18 protein-coding genes and 1 other annotated feature are annotated in these 20809 nt (G+C 30.9%); of the genes, 3 read left to right on the forward strand and 15 right to left on the reverse strand.

The genetic code is table 11. The annotated features are described in order from the left end of the window. Positions 1–16: 16 nt before the first annotated feature. The 3 genes from K7H06_RS18600 to K7H06_RS18610 form a co-directional block, all read right to left on the reverse strand. A complete protein-coding gene (locus K7H06_RS18600) occupies positions 17–1123 on the reverse strand; it encodes an HD-GYP domain-containing protein (RefSeq protein ID WP_223037502.1) in 1107 nt (368 codons plus the stop codon). Positions 1124–1266: 143 nt separating this feature from the next. Then, complete coding sequence (serS, locus tag K7H06_RS18605; protein WP_223037503.1) at positions 1267–2544, reverse strand: serine--tRNA ligase; 1278 nt, start codon at positions 2542–2544, stop codon at positions 1267–1269. Positions 2545–2592: 48 nt separating this feature from the next. Beyond that, positions 2593–2807, reverse strand: a binding site (T-box leader). Between the two features lie 108 nt (positions 2808–2915). After that, positions 2916–3416, reverse strand: a complete 501-nt coding sequence (locus K7H06_RS18610) for a hypothetical protein (RefSeq protein WP_223037504.1) — start codon at positions 3414–3416, stop codon at positions 2916–2918. A gap of 147 nt (positions 3417–3563) precedes the next feature. Between K7H06_RS18610 and K7H06_RS18615 the strand changes: the two genes are divergently transcribed. Further along, entirely contained in the window at positions 3564–3755 is a 192-nt protein-coding gene (locus K7H06_RS18615) for a hypothetical protein (protein ID WP_223037505.1), read from the forward strand. A 200-nt stretch (positions 3756–3955) separates the two neighbouring features. Beyond that, entirely contained in the window at positions 3956–4738 is a 783-nt protein-coding gene (locus K7H06_RS18620) for a hypothetical protein (protein ID WP_223037506.1), read from the forward strand. A gap of 148 nt (positions 4739–4886) precedes the next feature. Here K7H06_RS18620 and K7H06_RS18625 read toward each other — a convergent pair whose 3' ends face one another. Further along, complete coding sequence (locus K7H06_RS18625; RefSeq protein WP_223037507.1) at positions 4887–5960, reverse strand: GerAB/ArcD/ProY family transporter; 1074 nt, start codon at positions 5958–5960, stop codon at positions 4887–4889. 207 nt (positions 5961–6167) lie between these two features. Here K7H06_RS18625 and K7H06_RS18630 point away from each other — a divergent pair, with 207 nt between their 5' ends. Further along, positions 6168–6800, forward strand: coding sequence for a site-2 protease family protein (locus K7H06_RS18630; protein WP_223037508.1), 633 nt, complete (start codon positions 6168–6170; stop codon positions 6798–6800). Between the two features lie 52 nt (positions 6801–6852). Here K7H06_RS18630 and K7H06_RS18635 read toward each other — a convergent pair whose 3' ends face one another. The 11 genes from K7H06_RS18635 to K7H06_RS18685 form a co-directional block, all read right to left on the reverse strand. Next, the gene (locus K7H06_RS18635) at positions 6853–9603 is read right to left on the reverse strand and encodes a UPF0182 family membrane protein (protein ID WP_246637579.1); all 2751 of its coding nucleotides are present in this window, start codon (positions 9601–9603) and stop codon (positions 6853–6855) included. Between the two features lie 142 nt (positions 9604–9745). Continuing rightward, a complete protein-coding gene (locus tag K7H06_RS18640; RefSeq protein ID WP_223037510.1) occupies positions 9746–10783 on the reverse strand; it encodes a PTS sugar transporter subunit IIC in 1038 nt (345 codons plus the stop codon). 73 nt (positions 10784–10856) lie between these two features. Then, positions 10857–11639 (reverse strand): carboxylating nicotinate-nucleotide diphosphorylase, encoded by a 783-nt coding sequence (gene nadC / locus K7H06_RS18645; protein WP_246637727.1) that lies wholly within the window; start codon positions 11637–11639, stop codon positions 10857–10859. A 35-nt stretch (positions 11640–11674) separates the two neighbouring features. Further along, on the reverse strand, positions 11675–13237 hold the full coding sequence (gene nadB / locus K7H06_RS18650) for an L-aspartate oxidase (RefSeq protein ID WP_223037512.1): 1563 nt from the start codon (positions 13235–13237) through the stop codon (positions 11675–11677). Between the two features lie 13 nt (positions 13238–13250). Beyond that, entirely contained in the window at positions 13251–14162 is a 912-nt protein-coding gene (nadA, locus tag K7H06_RS18655; protein WP_223037513.1) for a quinolinate synthase NadA, read from the reverse strand. 200 nt (positions 14163–14362) lie between these two features. Then, a complete protein-coding gene (locus K7H06_RS18660) occupies positions 14363–14887 on the reverse strand; it encodes a transcription repressor NadR (RefSeq protein ID WP_223037514.1) in 525 nt (174 codons plus the stop codon). Positions 14888–14947: 60 nt separating this feature from the next. Further along, positions 14948–16393 (reverse strand): aminotransferase class I/II-fold pyridoxal phosphate-dependent enzyme, encoded by a 1446-nt coding sequence (locus K7H06_RS18665; protein WP_223037515.1) that lies wholly within the window; start codon positions 16391–16393, stop codon positions 14948–14950. Between the two features lie 45 nt (positions 16394–16438). After that, positions 16439–17107, reverse strand: coding sequence for a GntR family transcriptional regulator (locus tag K7H06_RS18670; RefSeq protein ID WP_223037516.1), 669 nt, complete (start codon positions 17105–17107; stop codon positions 16439–16441). A gap of 444 nt (positions 17108–17551) precedes the next feature. Beyond that, complete coding sequence (locus tag K7H06_RS18675) at positions 17552–17905, reverse strand: DUF1667 domain-containing protein (protein ID WP_223037517.1); 354 nt, start codon at positions 17903–17905, stop codon at positions 17552–17554. Further along, positions 17906–19168: an NAD(P)/FAD-dependent oxidoreductase gene (locus K7H06_RS18680; RefSeq protein ID WP_343216833.1), complete on the reverse strand. Its 1263-nt coding sequence runs from the start codon at positions 19166–19168 to the stop codon at positions 17906–17908. It abuts the gene before it with no gap. Positions 19169–19188: 20 nt separating this feature from the next. Then, positions 19189–20673: an NAD(P)/FAD-dependent oxidoreductase gene (locus K7H06_RS18685; protein ID WP_223037519.1), complete on the reverse strand. Its 1485-nt coding sequence runs from the start codon at positions 20671–20673 to the stop codon at positions 19189–19191. Between the last annotated feature and the right edge of the window lie 136 nt (positions 20674–20809).

A 20809-nucleotide genomic window follows, 5' to 3' on the forward strand; every position in this document is an offset into this window, starting at 1 on the left:
ATATTTATAAGAAAGTTTATACTTCATAACAGATTCCTTTTATTACAACATTGCTTTCTCTTTTTAAATCACATAAAAAAGGTTCAACAATTTTTCCATCTTGCTTAATTACCCTTACAATAGGCCTTAATATATATTTATTATTTATGTCTTCTACTACAGCTATGCTATTATTGCTCAAATATACAATAGTTCCAACAGGATAAGGATTCACATTCTTTACAAAAGCTTTTACCATATCCATATTAAAATGTCTTCCTCCTGACCCCATGATATACTCCACAGCTTCATTTGGACATAAAGGTCCTCTATAAGGTCTTCCTGATGTAAGAGCATCATATACTTCAGCTACAGCAGCTACTTTTGACAGTTTATAGATTTGTGCATCCTTCAAACCATATGGATAACCACTACCATCTACCTTTTCATGATGCTGCAGTGAAATGATTCTTACCTTTGTACTCATGTTTGTATTTTCCCTTAAATAGTTAAATCCTCGAGTTACGTGTTCTTTTACAATTGCATATTCATCATCGTCTAATTTTCCTTGCTTATTGAGAACCTCTTTAGGGATAAACATTTTTCCAATATCATGAACCATCAACCCCATGGTTAAATCATAAAGATCATTTTTATTAAGTCCATACCCGATCCCTAATACTAATGCCATAATTGCTGAATTTACACTATGATTATAGGTATAATTGTCAACACTTTTAATATCCACAAGATTAATCATAATATCTCTTTGAGTAAAAAGATCATCAACAATTAATTTTGCAAGCTGTTGAATATTCTCTAATTCTTGCTGGGATTGTTTCTCAAATTTTTTTCTTTGGAATTTATTTAGTTTATCATTGTCCAGATTTGCACAAGTATTAAGACTAGATCGAACAGTAGTAATAGCTTTTTGTCTTATTTGAGGCTTTATAATATCATCTAACTCTCCTTGACTATACTCATCAATGATATAGATACAATAAAAGCCATGAGCTTTAATTCTAGCTACTAAACTATTCGTAAGTCTAACGCCTTTTGCTAATAGTACACGCCCCCTATCATCATAGATGGTTTGAGCCAAAAATGTACCTTCTTTTGCTGCATTTATTGGAACTAACCGCATATAGGCTCCCCCTTAGTTGGGAATTTCAATAACTAATAATTAATTTATCAGAATGTGCCAAAAAAATCAAATTGCTAAATTTCCTTTATAAACAATATTCAAGTCCTAAAAAAAAAATAGGCTCATTTTGAGCCTATTCATGCCTATTTTGTAATTTTTTCAATTCCTCCCATATAAGGTCTTAATGCTTCTGGAATCACTACAGAACCATCTTCTTGTTGATAATTTTCAAGTATTGCAGCAACAGTTCTTCCTGCAGCTAATCCTGAACCGTTTAATGTATGAACATAGCTTACTTTTCCTTTTGCTTCTGGTCTAAATCTAATATTTGCACGTCTTGCTTGGAAATCTTCAAAGTTACTACAAGAAGATATTTCCAAATATCGGTCATAGCTTGGCATCCATACTTCTATATCATAAGTACAAGCTGAGCTAAATCCTAAATCTCCTGTACAAAGCTTAACAACTCTATAAGGAATCTTTAATCTTTTTAGTACTTCTTCTGCTGATAAAAGTAATTTTTCTAATTCTTGATCTGACTCTTCTGGTTTTGAAAATTTTACTAATTCTACTTTATTAAATTGATGCTGACGAATAAGCCCTCTAGTGTCTCTTCCAGCAGAACCAGCTTCTTTTCTAAAACATGGCGTGTAAGCTGTATGATAAACAGGAAGTGTTTCTCCTTCTAATATTTCATTCATATACAGGTTTGTTACAGGCACTTCTGCTGTAGGAATCAAGAAAAAGTCCTTGCTTGGAATGTGGAACATATCATCTTCAAATTTTGGAAGTTGTCCTGTTCCTGTCATACTATCTCTATTTACCATAAATGGAGGAAGAATCTCTGTAAATCCATGCTCTGTTGTATGTAAGTCCAACATAAAATTGATCACTGCTCTTTCGAGTCTCGCTCCAAAACCTTTATATACAGTAAATCTTGTTCCTGTAATTTTTCCTGCTCTTTCAAAATCTAAAATTCCTAAGTTCACTCCTACATCCCAATGGGCTTTATATTCAAAATCAAACTTTGTAGGTTCTCCCCATTTTTTTACTTCTTCATTATCTGCATCACTATTTCCAACAGGAACATGATTTTGAGGAGTATTAGGAATTCCTAGAAGAATATTTTTCATTTCCTCTTCAACTTGCTTTACTTCCTCATCCAATTCTTTTATTTTTGAAGATAATTCTTTCATTTCTGCAAGTACACCTGATGCATCTTTTCCTTCTTTTTTAAGCTTTGGAATTTCTTTTGATACAGTATTTTGTTTATTTTTCATCTGTTCTACTTCTTGTAAAATGTTTCTTCTTTTTTCATCTAATGCTACAACTTGATTTAATCCGAAGTCCCCTTTTCCCCTTCTTTCAACTAATGCTTTTACTTCATCGAAATTCGTTCTTATTCTTTTGATATCTAACATTTTTAATCCTCCTCTTTTATTTCAAAAATAAAAAACCCCTCATCCCTACTTAGGGACGAGAAGTCGTTCTCCCGCGTTGCCACCCTTATTGGCTAAAATTTCAGTCCTCTTCATTGCGATATAACGGTCGCTCCCGACAAAACCTACTAAAATTTCAGTTTGCGACTTCAGGATGGATTCAATAATAAACTTCATCGGTTTTCACCAACCACCGACTCTCTAAAGAAATTTCATTATTTACTAATTCCCTTCATGGTCTTTCCTCATTTTTAGGATATTTTAACATATTACACATAGTTTTTCAATGTTTTTATACTTTTATTCATTTCCTTTTTATTAATCAATCAAAAAGAAAGTAAACATACTTTTCCCTATGCATGTTTACTTTCATATAAAAGGACTAAAAGTCCAGGAATCCTCTTATTTTTTAATGAATAATATACTTGGTCAAGACGTAAAAGATATGGAAACTCAATATTAAAAGGCAATAATTCCTGGTGATTTCCAGCTTTTTCATATATCAATAGGTGTAAGTTTTTCTCTATTAACCATAATTCTACATACATATTATGAATAATATTCTCTCTTAGTTTTAATCCTCTATAAGTTTTCCCTTTTATTTTCAACGAATCTGTCTGCTCTCTTAAAACAATCAACTCTAATAATTCATAGATTCTTTCTTTAAAACTTTCTTCCTTTTCCTCTTCATCATAGTATTTTTCAATATATTCTATATGAATGTCCATTGTATGATAATATAATTTTTCAAGTTCCTCATCTTTTTTTAAACAATAAGCTACAAAAGACTTTATAAAATACTTAGTCAGCTTAAAAAAATACCTACAGGGAGTTAATTCATAATGATGTTCCATACCTTATCCTCCTAAGTTATAGGTTTATCCTTATATTATGGATTATATTTGTCCAATGTTCATAATATGCAATCATTTTTTATGTATATTTTGCCTGATCTTAGTTAATACTTATAACTGTAAAAGAAAACTTAAGGGGGTAATACTATGTATGATATTGATTTATATGCACAAATAGGTGATTTAAAAGAAGTTGATTATAGAAATACCTTAGCAATCGCTACACTTATAGAACTTCTTATTTCGAGAGGTTTCATTGATAGAATGGAATTTTCTAAAATGGCAAAAAATTTAGATACCATGTCTATAGAAGAATTGAAACTATTAAGAAATAACTAGCCTTTATTTCTATCCCTTTTTTATAAATTTAAAAATTGTTCCCCAATAACAAAAGGTCTTTATAGAAGGATCTTTTGTTCTATTTTTATATATTTTTTAATACATACAATATAGAAGATTTTATTAAAATTAGGGAACTTTTTTGTATCTTAAAGGTCTAATGAATAATACTTATTTTTTATATGTAGAGGTGATGTATTGTGAAAACTCGTCCATTTATTATAATCTTTCTGTTAATTTTCTTAGTCTTGCTTACTTCCTGTGTAGAACATAAAAATTTAAATCCAAATGAAATTGCTATTGTAAATGGTGATGCCATCACCAGAGAAGATGTAGAAAAAAAGCTTGCAACATTTCAATTAGAAAAAAACTTATATGAATACAATGGTTTTCAAAATAATATCTATAGAAATCTAGAGCTTCTTCATTTAAGACGTGATTTGATTGATGATATTATTCATTTATTAAAAGAAAAAAAACTTGAAGATGCAAAAAATTTTATTTCCTCTTTAAAAAACTATGAAGACCTAGAAGCTTTAAAATATTTTTTACTAAAAGAAATTGATCATTATGAACAAATACTAAATAAACAAGATAATGTTATTACTGCTTTTGAAGAAACTTTAAAAGACCTACTGATACTACAAGAAGCAAAAGCCAACGCTCTTATTCCAACTGAAAGTGAACTACAAAATTCTTACACAGCTTATTTATTGAGTATTCAAGAAAAAATAGATACAAATATATACTATAAATGCTTTCATGCCTTTTGTGAATCAAAAGAAAAAGAGCTTTTTCATTTGGATACAGAAGAAGCCTATAAAGCTTATGAACTTCAAAAAATAAAAAAAGAGCTAATCATGCAAAAGCTAAAAAATGAAATAGGCTCTTATCATCTTGATAGTTATATAACAAACCAATTAAGTAAATCTACTATTATTTTAAATAAAAAATATAATCAATATACATCCTTAAGAAAATAAAATTTCTCAGATGCTCATCTCATAAGTTTCATTACAAAACCACTCTTTTGTAATGAAACTTACTCAAAATAATTCAATATTTTATTTTTCAATCATAAGTTATTTTGAAATTTTAAATCTTATAATTCCCTAAAAAATAAACTACTCATTACTTATTTTTTATTTCAGCACCAATCCATATAGTAATAGGAAAAATTACTTGAAATAAAAAAGCATAGTAATTGTATATATTATGTTTCCAATCAGTCATTTGATTAATACTTTCAAAACTACTAATTGCTATAATAATAACAAAAATAGCAACTGGAGTTACAATAAATCTATAATCATTTAAATCAAATAATTTTGATATTCCTTTACAAGAGGCAAAAAGACATACAATTGATCTTGTATACCCTCCTATCAAAACTGTAGCGGATACTATAATCTGCATTCCTTTAATAACTCCACCAATATTTACCAACGTTATTGCAGCATAGGATGGAAAAAAAGAATTCGCATACAAGTCACTACCTAAAACTAACATTTCTGTTACAACAGTTGACAATATTACAATTCCTCCTAATAATAATCCTAATATATAAACTTTAAAGTAAGATTTTTTGCTTTTTAATGTTTTAAAAACAGCCAAAAATATAACAATTTCTCCAAAAGGAAAAGAAAAAAATGAAAATCCACCCTTTATAACTGCATCTATACCACTATATAAAATAGGTTGCAAATGATCTATATCCATCAGATGTATTCCAAAAGGTACGCTTACATAGACAAAAATAAAAAGTATAATCACAAAAAATGCTGCCCATCTTCCTAAAACTTCTATACCTTCTTTAGTCCCCCAAGAAGTTGTCATCATAGCAGGAATCATCAATGCTATGATAGGTGTTTCAACTAATCCAACAGTAATGATAAAAGTCATAAAGTCTAATAAGTCTATTACAAGTATATAGAAAAAATACCATATATATAGTAAACTAATTCCTTTTCCTATAAAAGTTCCAAAAACTTTCTGTAAAATATCAAATAAATCTTGATGAGGATATAATGTAAGAATTCTATTATAAATGCATACAACTAAGCAAGCACATACTATAGCTAAAATAATTGCAATCCATATACTTTCTTTTGCATCTTTTCCAATTGCAGATATTAAAGAATTACTACATATATACAAAATTATAATAGAAATACATTGTCTATCTGAAATAAACTCTTTATTCACAAATAATTCCTCCAAATGATTAACCTATTTAAACTTTATTGTATCCTTTAATTTAAGCAATAATGTTTTTTTTTATTCAGTTTAAATGAAAATATGAAGAAGGTTTAAAATCCTAGAAATTTCTTACTTGAATTAAGTAACCTATTTTCTAATCCAATCATTTGTTATACAATATAAATAGACTTTTTACAATAAAGGAGGAAATTCATGAATATCGACATAAGAGAAATACTTTTAACACTTCCAGGAATCATTATAGGCCTTTCCTTACATGAATATGCTCATGCTCAGGTAGCTGTTTGGATGGGAGATGATACACCAAGGCTTCAAGGTAGATTATCCTTAAATCCTTCTGCTCATCTTGATCCTATTGGTTTTTTTCTTATCCTAATTGCTGGATTTGGTTGGGCTAAGCCTGTTGAAGTAAATGAGATGAATTTTAAGAGTAGAAAAAGGGATGATATTTTAGTATCAATAGCAGGTCCTATGATGAACCTATTGATTTCTATCTTTTTCCTTATACTCATGAAGATACTTTCTCAAACCCCTATTACATTCTTACCCTATAATCTTTATAATACAATCATGGAAGTATTTGATTATACCGTATGGATTAACATTGTTTTATTTGTATTCAATTTACTACCTATACCACCACTAGATGGTTCACATATTTTCTTTGGACTATTAGGATTAAAGGATAAACCTTTTTATTATGAGATTTATACAAAAGGAAGATTTATTCTTATGTTATTGATTGTTACCCGTTTGACAGGTAAAATCATTGGCCCACCTATTACAATCGTTTATATATCTTTAAGAAATTTTTTAGGCGTTTAAATTTTACTCTCCCTTAATCAACAAAAGGGAATCTCTACGAGATTCCCTTTTATTATTCAACACTTTCTGTTTGATTTAATCTTTGCAATAATATTTTCAATTCATCTAAATACTTTCCATACTCTGCCCAATTTCCATTCTTTTGAGCTTCTTGAGCTTTTATGAATACTTCATTAGCTCTCTTAATCATTCCATTTACACTCATTGGATCTTTAACATCTTCCTCAGGAAGGGTTACTTCTGGTGTTTTTGCTCCTCCAAATAGTTTATCTAATGCTTTTTCTAATGTTTCTTCATAAGCAATTTTATCTCCATAAGCTACAACTACTCTTTTTACTTCTGGCAAACTATTTTCATTGTCTGCCTTTAAATAAATGGTCTCCACATAAAGAAGTGAATTCTCTATTGGTATGGTTAATAAATTCCCTCGAATATAACTAGATCCCTTTTGTCCCCATAAGGAAAATTCTTTAGAAATCGTTGTATCCTGATCAATCTTAGACTCTACCTGCATTGGACCATATACATTCTTTTGTTTTGGCATTTTATAAATAATCAATTTCCCATAGTTTTCTCCATCATTTCTTGCCATGAAAAGAGCCGTCATATTTGGCTTATTCTTTGGCGTATATGGAATAGAAAGTAAGAATTCTTCCTTTTCTTCCTCTGGTAATTTCATAATGAAATAATTTGATTCCATTACTTGTTTTTCTTGTTCATAAATCTCATTAGCAATATCCCATAAATCTTCCTGTTGATAAAATACATCTGTATCTGTCATATGATATACTTTATACACATTTGCCTGTATATCAAATAAAGTCTGTGGATATCTTACATGTTCTTTTATTCCTTCAGGCATTTTATCCATATTTGTGAATAACTGAGGGAAAATTTTTGCCATAGTTTTTATAACAGGATCCTTTTCATCAGCTATATAATAAGTTGTATCTCCATTATAAGCATCCACTACTACCTTTACAGAGTTTCTAATATAATTCGTTCGCCCTTCTCCAAAAGGTCTTGCATAAGGATAATTGTTACTGATTGTATAACCATCTAAAATCCAGTATAATTTTTCATTATCGATTACAAGGTATGGATCATCATCATAATATATAAATGGTGCAATTTTTTGTGCTCTTTCTTTAATATTTCTATAGATTAAAATTTTGCTATCCTTCGTGATATTTCCAGATATTAATATTTTCGAGCTTTTCTCCTTGATGGCATATAAAAGCTTATTCATTCCTCCTAAATGGATTCCAGCACTACCTTCATAAATAGTTTCTTCATTTTGACCACCACTAGGATAGTCAAATTCTTTTTCCTTTGTATTGGTAATAACATAATTATTTGTAAGTTCTCCAAAATAAATTTGTGGATACTTTATTTGGATATCTTCTATATCTGATTTTGGTGGAATATTTTTTATAAGTAAATCAGGTTGTCCCTGACTGGTAATCGCATTTACAGGAGATAATGCAGCACCATATCCATGCGTATATTTTAAATGCTGATTAATCCACTGTTCATTGATCTTTTCTTCATTAATCTCTCTTCCTGATAAAAATACTTGAGTCAACTGCCCATCAATATTATATCTATCTATATCCACATCATGGAATTGATAATACAATCGAATCCCTTGACTCTGATTATAAAATTGCTTTGTAGGACGATAATCGTTGATACGAATATTTTTTATGGTTTCTATATTTTTTTCTAAATCTTCCCTTGTTAAATTTTGTTTTGCAGAAAAATCCTTTTCTTCGATATGATCAAGTCCATAAGCCATTTTTGTATAGTTTATATTATGATCTAAATATATTCTTTCCTTGGAAATCTCATCAGGAGCTACAATAAAATTCTGTACTCCTAAAGCAGCAACATTTCCTAGTATAGATAGTACAATCATGATTACAGGTCCTGTAAGGACTAATCTTAATTGCTTTCTTTTTGCACCTACCATTAATAAAACTGCTGAAATAATAGCTAATACAATCTTAGCCCTGTAAATCCATAAGGTTACATGAATATCTGTAAAACTTGCTCCATAGGCTACTCCACGAGGTGAATACAATAAGTCATATGTTTTAAATACATATCCTAAGCCTAAAATCACAAAAAATGATACTCCTAAAACCGTTAATTGCCCTAATGCTATATTTAATAATTGCTTTCCATTGTTCATATTCACATTCGGATGAATTCTTCTAACATTGTCTTCAGGCTCATGATTCACATCAAAGAGTGTAGGTCTTTTTACACTCATCAAAATCATATAAAAAATAACTGTAACAATAACTAAGAAAACAATAAAACTCATCAATAGATAATAAATCTGCTCTAAGAAAGGAAGCTTTAACATATAAAAAGAAATATCATTTTTAAATATTGGATCAAGAATATTAAACTTTGTTGCATTAAAAAACTTTAATATTTCAAACCAAAGATTACTACATACGGTCATAGTTGCTAAAAAAGAAACAATAGTTGAAATTCCTAATGCAATACGATTAATTCCTTTTTCACTTATTTTCGTATAAGCTGTATCGATTTTTTTATTATAATTCTTCTTAATAGATAATAGATAAAAATGAATAAGTAGTGTAAGTACAATGAAAATAGGTATACCCATTTTAAATTGGGTCATCAATTTTGTTAAAAAAACTTTATCATACCCCACTTCCTTAAACCATTGATAATCTGTTACAAAATTAATAATAGTCGTAAAAGAAGTTAAAAGGAATAGGACTACTACTACACCTATACCCCAAAATGCACCTTTTGCTTTTCTCAAATTCTTCACCCCTGTTCTTGTAGTTATCATTTTAGTATTATATTCCCTTAATAATAATATATCCATCTCGCATTATTTTCTGTCAAAAAAATAAGCTCAATAGCATAGTCTCATTATACTATCGAGCAGAAAATATTTCAAATTATGGAGTTAGTTTCATATCTCCATATTTAATCCATCCTTTTTTTCTCATATATCCAGAAATCATAAGGGTCAAAATAGCTGGCAAAATAAAGTGTAATAATAGAATTTTGCCTATAATTAAAGTCATAGATTGACTATCCCCCATAGCAGCAATAGTTCCAAATTGCCCAACTAAACCACTTGTCCCCATCCCTGCACCAATGCTATTGTTTTCCATTTTCAATACATAGGTTGCAATAGGTCCAAGGAGTGCACTAGCTAAAGTTGGAGGTACCCAAATCAAAGGATTTTTAATAATATTAGGAACCTGTAGCATAGATGTTCCAAGTCCTTGAGCAATAGCTCCTCCCACACCATTTTCCCGATAGCTTGCCATAGCAAAACCAATCATTTGCGTTGCACAACCTACTGCAGAAGCCCCTGCAGCAAGTCCACTAAGACCTAATGATATAGAAAGTGCCGCACTACTTATTGGAAGAGTTAAAATCATTCCCATAAGAGCTGCGATAACAATTCCCATAGGAATAGGCTGAAGCTCTGTTGCTCTATTGATAATACCTCCTAAATTTTTCATGACAGATGCCATAACAGGTCCTATGAAAATTCCAGCAAGACCTCCAATAATAATCGTGCCTGCAGGTACTAAAACAATATCCACCTTTGTTTTTCCTGTGATCATCTTTGAAAATTCTGCACCAATTAAAGAAGCTACAAAAGCTCCTACAGGCTCACCTATTTTTACAATAAAAGCTCCATCAGCTCCTGAGTAAACAGTTCCTGCACCTATAGCTCCTGTAACAATGGACGCAAAAACTCCTAGTGGAGGAGCACCTACACTAAAAGCTACTCCTGCGCCTATAGCTGGTCCCATTACAAACTGAGCGATCTTACCAAACTTCACCAAAGCTTCTATTCCTGCATAATCTCCAATTTGTTTTAATATAAGTCCAATAATCAAAGAAGAAAACAATCCTAAAGCCATTCCATTTAATGCTTTTGTCATATATTCTCTAAAGGAAAATTTATTTTTTTTCATTAGTCCCACCTCTTTTCTTCTAAATCACTACACATTTATATCTTGTCAGAATAAATATCTTTTTCATAAATATTTAGTCTATAATTAGCAAACTAATATCCATTGCTTTTACAGAGTGGGTAAGAGCTCCTACAGAAATTACATCCACACCAATTTTTGCAATATCTTTTATTCTTTCTAAAGTAATATTTCCAGAAGCTTCAAGAATGGCCCTACCTTTTGTACTTTCAACAGCTCTTTTCATGGTTTCTAAATCCATATTATCTAACATAATAATATCAGCCCTTGCCTTTAATGCTTCTTCTAGTTCCTTTAAGGAAGTCACTTCTACTTCGATTTTAGTTGTATGAGGAATATTTTCTCGTATTCTTTCTACTGCTTTCTTTATACTTCCTACTGCCTTTATATGATTATCCTTAATCATCACTGCATCTGATAAATTGAATCGATGATTATAACAACCCCCCACACGAACTGCATATTTTTCTAAAATTCTAAGATTCGGAGTTGTCTTTCTCGTATCTACTACTCTTGTTTGATACTCCTTCACAAGATCTGCATATCTTCTTGACGCAGATGCAATCCCTGACATTCTTTGAAGTAAATTTAAAGCTAATCTTTCACCCTTCAATATATTCTTTGTACTTCCTTTAATTTCAGCTATTTTTTCTCCTTTTTTTACAAGAGTTCCATCTTTTTTTAACACTTTAAATGATATGTTTTCATCTAATAATTTAAAAACACTTTCAGCCACCAAAAGACCTGCTACAACACCTGTTTCCTTTGCAATCATATAGGCTTCAGAGAAAGAAGCATCATCAATCAATAGATCAGTAGTAGTGTCCCCGTAATTCATATCTTCTATTAACGCATTTTTTATGATTTTCTCTACTAAAAATTTATTATACACCCTTGACCCTCCGTATCTACTCTATAATGTGCTCCAAGACTTTTTTCCCTTTTTAGGGCTGCTTTTATAATAAGGATTGCAACCGTACACATATTTCTACATTCATAATACTTTATGCTTTCTTTACATCCTAATAATTGGTTACTTAACTTTTTGATCTCTTTTAATGCAACCTTTAATCCATTCTGACTTCTTACGATAGATATATATTCGTCCATAATATTCTCAATCTTTTCTTTTATATAATCAAAATCTAAATCTTTAGATCCTTTATATTCAATCATTGGCATAACCGGTAAAGCATTTATCCTTTTATTTGAAATATATTGAGTTAAAGACTGCACTACTCGATTTCCAAACACAAGCCCTTCAAGTAGTGAATTGCTCGCAAGTCGATTTGCCCCATGAACCCCTGTGCAAGCACATTCTCCACATGCATAAAGTCCTTCAATATTTGTTTTTCCATCTATATCTGTATAGATTCCTCCCATAATATAATGCTGTACAGGAGATACAGGAATATATTCCTTTGTCATATCTATTCCTTCTTCTAAACATCTTTCATAGATCATAGGAAATCTATTTTTAATAAAGGAAGGAGTTTTATGAGTAATATCTAAATAAACATAAGGAGTATGGTTGATACTTTTTTCTGTAAAAATGCTCCTTGCAACAATATCTCTTGGTGCTAAATCAGCCATTTTATGATATTTTTTCATAAAAGTTTCACCTTTTACATTTCTCAGTACTGCGCCTTCTCCCCTTACAGATTCAGAAATCAAGAATTTTTGTCCATTTTTTTCACTATACATGGCAGTAGGATGAAATTGTATAAATTCCATATCATGAATAGCCCCTCCTGCACGATAAACCATGGCTATTCCATCTCCTGTAGTAACTTCTGGGTTTGTAGTATTTTTATATACTTGTCCCACCCCACCTGTTGCTAAAACAACTGCCTTACTTTGGTAAATTATTCTTTCCCCATGCTCATTTACAGCCAAAACTCCACAAACTTCATTTTTATTGGTTATGAGATCTATAGCAAAAACATCTTCATCCACATGTATATTTTTTCTGCTTTCTATTTCTACTCCTAAAGATCTGATTACTTCTCTTCCTGTAGCATCCTTTGCATGAAGAATCCTCCTTTTACTATGTCCACCTTCTCGGGTTACCCTTAAATTTCCATTCTCATCTTGATCAAAATTTGTACCATACGTTAATAATTTTTTGATATTTTTTGGTGCTTCTTTAATCAATGTTTGAGTAGTCTCTTCTCTATTATAATAAGCTCCCGCTCTTAATGTATCTTCATAATGAGATTTAAAATCATCCTCTTGATTTACACAAGCAGCAATCCCACCTTGAGCTAGATTACTATTGTTATTATTTAGCTTTGTTTTTGAAAGAACAATAACCCGTTCTTTTGAACTTATATTTAAAGCCGTAAAAAGCCCTGCAACCCCTGTACCGATTATCACTACATCACAATCTTTTTTACTATTTACATCATGAAAACCACTTATATATCTGGATTTCATTGTTTTCATCTCCTTAACTAATTTTGAGCATTCTCTCAAGGGAAACTAATGAACGTTGTCTTAAATCTTTCTCTACCTTTATCTCATATTGGTCAAATTTCAAAGCATTATAAATATCTTCAAGAGACGTTTTTTTCATATTATAACAAGTTAAAGCTGGAGAGATTAAATAGAATTTTTTATCAGGGTTATCCTTCCTAAGTTGATGAAGTATTCCCATCTCTGTTCCAATAATAAATGATTTATTCTCTGATTTCTTCGCATAATCAATAATTTGAGCAGTACTTCCTACAAAATCAGCCTTTTCAACTACCGCTTTACTACATTCTGGATGTACTAATACCAATGCATTTGGATGATTGTTCTTTGCAGCATTTACTTCTATGCTTCTTACCCTATGGTGAGTGATACAATATCCTTCCCAGAGAATAATTTCCTTTTCTGGCACTTGTTCTTTGATATAACTTCCTAAATTTTGATCTGGTACAAATAATATTTTATCTTTCTTTATGCTCTTTACAATTTTTAAAGCATTAGAAGAAGTACAACAAATATCACTTTCTGCTTTTACTTCTGCTGAAGAATTTACATAACAGACAATCGGAACATCTGGATACTCTTTTTTGAATATTCTAAGGCTTTCAGCATCTACCATATCTGCCATTGGACAGCCTGCATCATATACAGGTAATAATACCTTTTTATCAGGAGATAATATTTTTGCACTTTCAGCCATAAAACGAACCCCAGCAAAAACAATTACATCTGCATCCGTTTTGGCAGCCTCTTGACTAAGCTTTAATGAATCTCCTACAATATCAGCAATATCTTGCACTTCTGGTATTTGATAGTTATGTGCTAAAATAACAGCATTTTTTTCTTTTTTTAAACATTGTATTTCTTGGATCATCTCTTTTTCATTCATATTTTCAATCCTTTCTTTATGCACCATTTTTATAAAATTTAATTTATTCCAATATACACTAAAATCAACTTACAAGCATTTACGACTTTACACCTGTCTTGTCACCCGTTATAAAAAATATAACAAATCTTTAAGAGGAATACAATACCCTAGATTTGTAAATTTCTTTTATTTATACCATTTATATTGTTTTAAATCCATTATTCTCCCTTTACCAAATATCCTTTTTCTTTTAAAGCTTTTATCATTTTTTCATAAGCTCTATTATTTGGAACCTCTACCGTATGAACATGATCTCCACCTGTCAAAGAAGCTAATGGTGCTGCATCATTTTCCTTTACCTTCTCCATAAACTCTTCTATATCCATTCTTGACGTAATCATCAAAGAACTTCTAATTTCCCCATAAATAGGATGCTCCACAATCACATCTAATACCTTTGCACCCATATCTACCATAATTTTTAACTCTTCTTCCATATGGGCATACCCCTTGTGTCGACATATAATGGTCTTGATGTTTTTATTTTTTCCATCAAATTTTATCATCATATACCCATTAGAAGTAGCTAAAATATTTTCCCCTTGTGCACGCATAACAGCAATATCCTGTACAATTACTTGTCTACTTACTTTAAACTCTTTAGCAAGAGCTGTTCCCGTTATGGGTTCTTCCTGATCTTTTAATATTTTTATTATAGCTTTTCTTCTTTCATCCGTTGTCATAAAAGCTCCTCTCCTTTTTGATCATGCTCATAGTATACCACAATTTTATAAATAAGATTTTTACTCAATCACTTTTATTTTTTCTAAATGGCTATCATCCATACCCATAATACTTAGTCCTCTTTCTTTCAATATCTTTATATAATTAATGATTTCTTTTGTAATTTCTTCTCCTGGGCATAAAACAGGTATCCCAGGGGGATAAGGAATAATATATTCTCCACTAGTTTTACCAACACTTTCTTCAAAGTTAATTTCTTTCTTAATGGAAAAAGTTGCTTGCCTCGGAAGTATATTCATTTTAGGGATACCCTGTAGTAATGAAACCTTTTCTATTTTTCTAACTTCTCTTGTATTTTTTTCTTTTATATGTATTAAAGCTTTTAATAGTTTTTCAAAATCATCCCTATCATTACCAATCGTACATACAGCAACAATATGCTTCATATCACTCATTTCCATTTGTATACCATATTTTTCTCTTAATAAAGCATCTAACTGGGTCCCACTGATTCCTAAATCTGTCATATCTATAACTAATCTTGTTTTATCAAAATCTTTCACCCCATATTTTCCTATTAATTTTTCATCAAACACTTTTATACCATTTATTTTTGAAATTTTTTCATGGAATTTATTGATATTTTTCAAAAGATCGTCCATAAGAACTTTTCCATCTCTTTCTGCAATAACCCTTGCTTCATCTAGAGACGCCATCAATAGATAAGATGGACTACTACTTTGATTCATCATTAACATAAATCTTAATCTATCTAGATTTACTCTTTCTGATTTTACATGAAGCATAGAACTTTGAGTAAATCCAGGAAGGGTTTTATGCGTACTTTGAATAACAATGTCAGCCCCTGCATCTATTGCGTCAACTGGCAAATCTTCACTTAAATTTAAATGAGAACCATGAGCCTCATCTACAATGAGAATCTTTTCATATTTATGTACAACCTTTACAATTGCTTCAATATCAGAGCAAATTCCATAATAATTTGGATAAGTTAAGACCACAGCCTTTGCATCCTTATTTTCAAGAATAGCTTTTTCTATTGTCTCAACCTTTATTCCCATAGAAATATTGTGCTCCACACTTACTTCTGGATGAATATATACAGGAATCAATCCTCCTAATATTAATCCATGCATAATAGATTTATGACAATCCCTTGGTACAATGATTTTCTCATTTGGATTTGCCACTGCCATAAGGGCTGAAATATTTCCTGTAGATGTACCATTAATCAAAAAGAAAGTATGCTCTGCGCCAAAAAATTTTGCTGCCTTTTCTTGTGCTTTTTTAATCATCTCTTCTGGGGCATGGAGATTATCTGTTCCAGGAATTTCTGTTACATCCAAAGATAATAATTCATTGTTAAAGGGATGTTCTTTATATTTTTTATAAGCTTTCCCATTTTTATGACCTGGAACATGAAAAGATACAATATTTTCATTTGATAATTCTACTAGTTTTTTTAGGATTATAGATTCTTTCATATTTTATCCTCCCTTTATAAAAAAAAGACTACCATTACAGTAGTCTTAAGCTTTTACATTCTTTTCTACATTTTTTTTTGAATTCTCAACATGGTTTGTAAGAGCCTTTTGTGCAGCCTCTTCATCCTTATTGAGAAAAGCATCTAAAACGAGTTTATGTTCTTTTAGTGAATCCTTAATTCGTCCCTCAACATGTAAAGATTTTCTTCTTGTTTTCTTCATATAATACTGAAAATCCTTAAGTACTTGTTCAAGATGTCTGCTCTTGGTTGCTTTATAAATAATTTCATGAAATTTTGTGTTTAGTTCTGCAAATTTTTCAATATCATTTTTGAAGGTATAGAACTCCATTAATTCATAAGCTTCTTTTAACTCTTCTACTTCTGATTCTGTAATTCTCTCAACAGCCCATCTAGCAGCTATTCCTTCAATAGCAGTTCTTATTGTATATATATCTTCAATATCTTGCTTAGATATGCCTAATACAACAACCCCTCTATTAGGTTTATTCTCCACAATACCATCTAGTTCAAGTTGTTTAAGAGCTTCTCTTACTGGTGTACGGCTAACACCTAATTCTTCTGCTAGTTTTGCTTCTCCTAGCTTTTCTCCTTCAGCATATTTCCCATTCAATATATCTTCTCTTAGTATATTGAATATCTTTGATGTTAGGGACAAACCTGTATTATCTTCATTTAATAAATCCCTTGTCATACTATCCCCCACATTTTTTCATATTTTACCTAATTATGTCACTTGTCGACATGATTGGTAAGTATACTCCTTGCAAGGATATTTTAATACAAATATACGATAATGTCAATGTATACAAGTATTTTCAACTATTTGCAATTAAAAGCTATGTCTATTTCATTTTGCCGTAATATTTTTCCCTTTTTTGTATAAATTTTACCCATGAAAGTTTTCCTATTTCTCAAGGATTTAACTATTTTTAGTATATTACATATATCTACATAAAATACATCATCATACAATACATGGTTTTTTATTTTTTATTTCTTGCATTTGTACAACTATATGAATCATTTTTTTCGAAAATAATCTTATATTTCACAATTTTTACCTAAATCATTTTTTACAAAGTTTTTTAACTATTTAATAAGACTCCCATTTTTGTAAATAGGAGTCTTAATTATTTTACATACTTCTTGCTGCAACAAGGTCTACTCCTGTTCCCAAGAGATCTTTTACTATAATATCTCCTACAGAAACAGGTGCTTTTACTTCTATAGAATCAATGAATTTCATACACTCAAACATTTTCTCCTTTGGAATAGCTTCTTTTGTTTTTACTGAAAGTCTATTAAGAAGTCCTCCCTTTATCTTTACAGTTGTTGTTACAACTCTTGTAGGGTTGGTAAGTTCCTTCATCCCATAAGCTTTTCCTCTAGGACATTTATTTCCTGTTACATTATATTCATCATTTTCTTTTGTCACTTCTAAATGACATCCCATTGGACATACAATACATACTAATTGATGTTTTTCCATTTATGCTCCCTCCTTTTCTAATTGAACAGTAATGACTGCATCTTCTTTGAATCCTAAATCCTCTTTCTTGATTTTTACAGATTCCATTTCTCCAGGAGCTAAATGTTTCTTTTTCATTCTCTTGATTTCTTTTCCATCAATTTTTACGACCATATTCATATCTTTATATACATTGTCTACTCTCATGAATAAATCTAGTGTCCCATCAACATTTTCTGGTCTAACCATATGAGGAACAATATATCGGATTCCTTCACCTGGTTTTGTTTTTGCTGTTTTTGCATCTGCTTTAATCTCTTTTTTAATATATTTTGCAGCATTTTTGCCAGCTCTTTTACTTTCTGCTGTTACAAAATCTACTAAATCATGTACATGTACTACATTTCCACAAGCAAAAACACCTTCTATACTTGTTTCCATAGATTCATTTACAATTGGTCCAGATGTAACTGGATCTAAAGCAATCCCTGCATTTTTAGAGATTTCATTTTCTGGAATAAGTCCTACAGATAATAATAAGGTATCACAATCATAATGTTTTTCTGTTCCTGGAATTGGTTTTCTATTTTTATCTACCTCTGCAATAACTACCCCTTCTACCCTATCTTTTCCTTTTATCTCCATAAGGGTATGGCTTAGGTATAGAGGGATATGATAATCTTCTAGACATTGTACAATATTTCTAGTAAGTCCTCCTGAAAAAGGCATAAGTTCTGCTACTGCAAGTACCTTTGCTCCCTCTAATGTCATTCTTCTTGCCATGATCAGTCCTATGTCTCCTGAACCTAAGATGACTACCCTCTTCCCTACCATATATCCTTCCATATTTACAAATCTTTGTGCTGTTCCTGCTGTAAATACGCCAGCAGGTCTGCTTCCTGGAATACTTATAGCTCCTCTTGTTCTCTCTCTGCATCCCATAGAAAGAATAATAGCACCTGCCTTGATACGCATAAATCCATCTACTGTATTAATAGCATGAATCACTCTTTCTTCTCCGATTTCTAATACCATTGTATCTAGCTTGTACTCTATTCCCATATTTTTTAACTCAGTAATGAATTTTTCTGCATATTCAGGTCCTGTTAGCTCCTCTTTAAAAACATGAAGTCCAAATCCATTATGAATACATTGCTGAAGAATTCCACCTAATTCTCTATCTCTTTCTATCACTAAAATGTTATCTACACCATTTTTCTTGGCTTCAATAGCTGCTGCAAGTCCTGCAGGACCTCCTCCAACTACAACAATATCATATTTCAACATAGTATCACTCCCTTACCTTAAGATATCTTTATCTCTTCTAAAGTTTCTACAACTACTTCTTCTGGTGTATTTTGCTTTGTTTCTTCTGTTAATATATAAGCTTCTTTGCTATCTTTTACTACATCTTTAATATCCATTTTTAATTCTCTCGCTAATATTTCCATAACTCTTGGTCCACAAAATCCTCCTTGGCATCTTCCCATACCAGGTCTTGATCTTCTTTTGATACCATCTACCGTTCTTCCCCCTGCATTTCTATGGATGGCATCTACTATTTCACCTTCTGTAATGTTTTCACATCTACAAATGATTCTTCCGTATCTTGGATCTTTCTTAATTACTTCTGATTTTTCTTCATCACTTAACTCCATAAAACGAATCACAGGTTTTCTTCTTGGATTAAAGTCTTTTCTCTCCTTAAGTTCTCCTGTAATACCTTTTAAAACGTCAATTGCATATTCTGCTATTGCTGGTGCTGCTGATAATCCAGGGGATTCTATTCCTGCCACATTAATAAATCCTTTTGCTTCTTTTGATTCTTCTATGATAAAATCTCCCACATTTGATACTGCTCTTAATCCTGCAAAGCTTGTAATCGTTTTATTAAATGGAACTTTTGTAGTTGTTTTTCTTGATTTTTCTCTGATAAATTCAATTCGATCACTCGTAGTTGATGTATTTTCTTTATCCTCTAGATCCTCTGCATCTGGTCCTACTAATAGATTTCCATGAACTGTAGGAGCAACTAATACCCCTTTTCCAAGTTTCGTTGGTGCTTGGAAGATTACATGATTGATCAGGTCTCCTGTACTTTTATCTAAAATATTGTATTGGCCTCTCCTTGGGTGAATACTAAAACTCCTTGATGCTACCATTTCATTGATTTCTTGTGCGTATACTCCTGCACAGTTAAATACATACTTTGCTTTTACATCTCCATTATTTGTATGAATCACATAACCTTCTTCGTTTTTCTCAATTCCTAAAACTTCCGTTTCAAGCTTAATCTGGGCACCATTGTCTGCTGCATTTTCTGCTAATGCTACAGCTAATTCCCAAGGACTAACGATTCCTGCCGTTGGCGCATATAAAGCACCGATAATTTCTTCATTTAAGTTCGGCTCCATTGCTCTTACTTCTTCTTGAGATAAAATCTTCATATCAGGAATATTATTTTTACGTCCTCTTTCATATAAATCTTTTACACTTTCCATTTCTTCTTCGTTACTAGCAATAACAAATGAACCAATTCTTTTAAAATGTACATCTAATTCTTCACAAACTTTTCCATACATAGCATTTCCTTTTGCATTTAACTTTCCTTTTAATGTACCTGCCTTTGCATCATATCCAGCATGGACAATGGCACTATTTGCCTTTGTTGTTCCATTTGCTATATCATTTTCTTTATCAATCATGACAGTTTTTAAATCAAATTTTGATAATTCTCTTGTTATAAAAGTTCCTATAATACCGGCACCAATTACCGCTACATCATACATGTGATTCCCTCCTTTAAAATTACAAAACAAAAAAGCCGTATAAAGCTAGACCTAAATTTTTAGACTAACTTTAATACGGCTCTCCAATTCTCACGCCTTTAAATATTTATTTTCAATGTTTTTTAATAAAAATTTT

This window comes from Crassaminicella profunda (genome assembly GCF_019884785.1).
GTDB lineage: Bacteria > Bacillota > Clostridia > Peptostreptococcales > Thermotaleaceae > Crassaminicella > Crassaminicella profunda.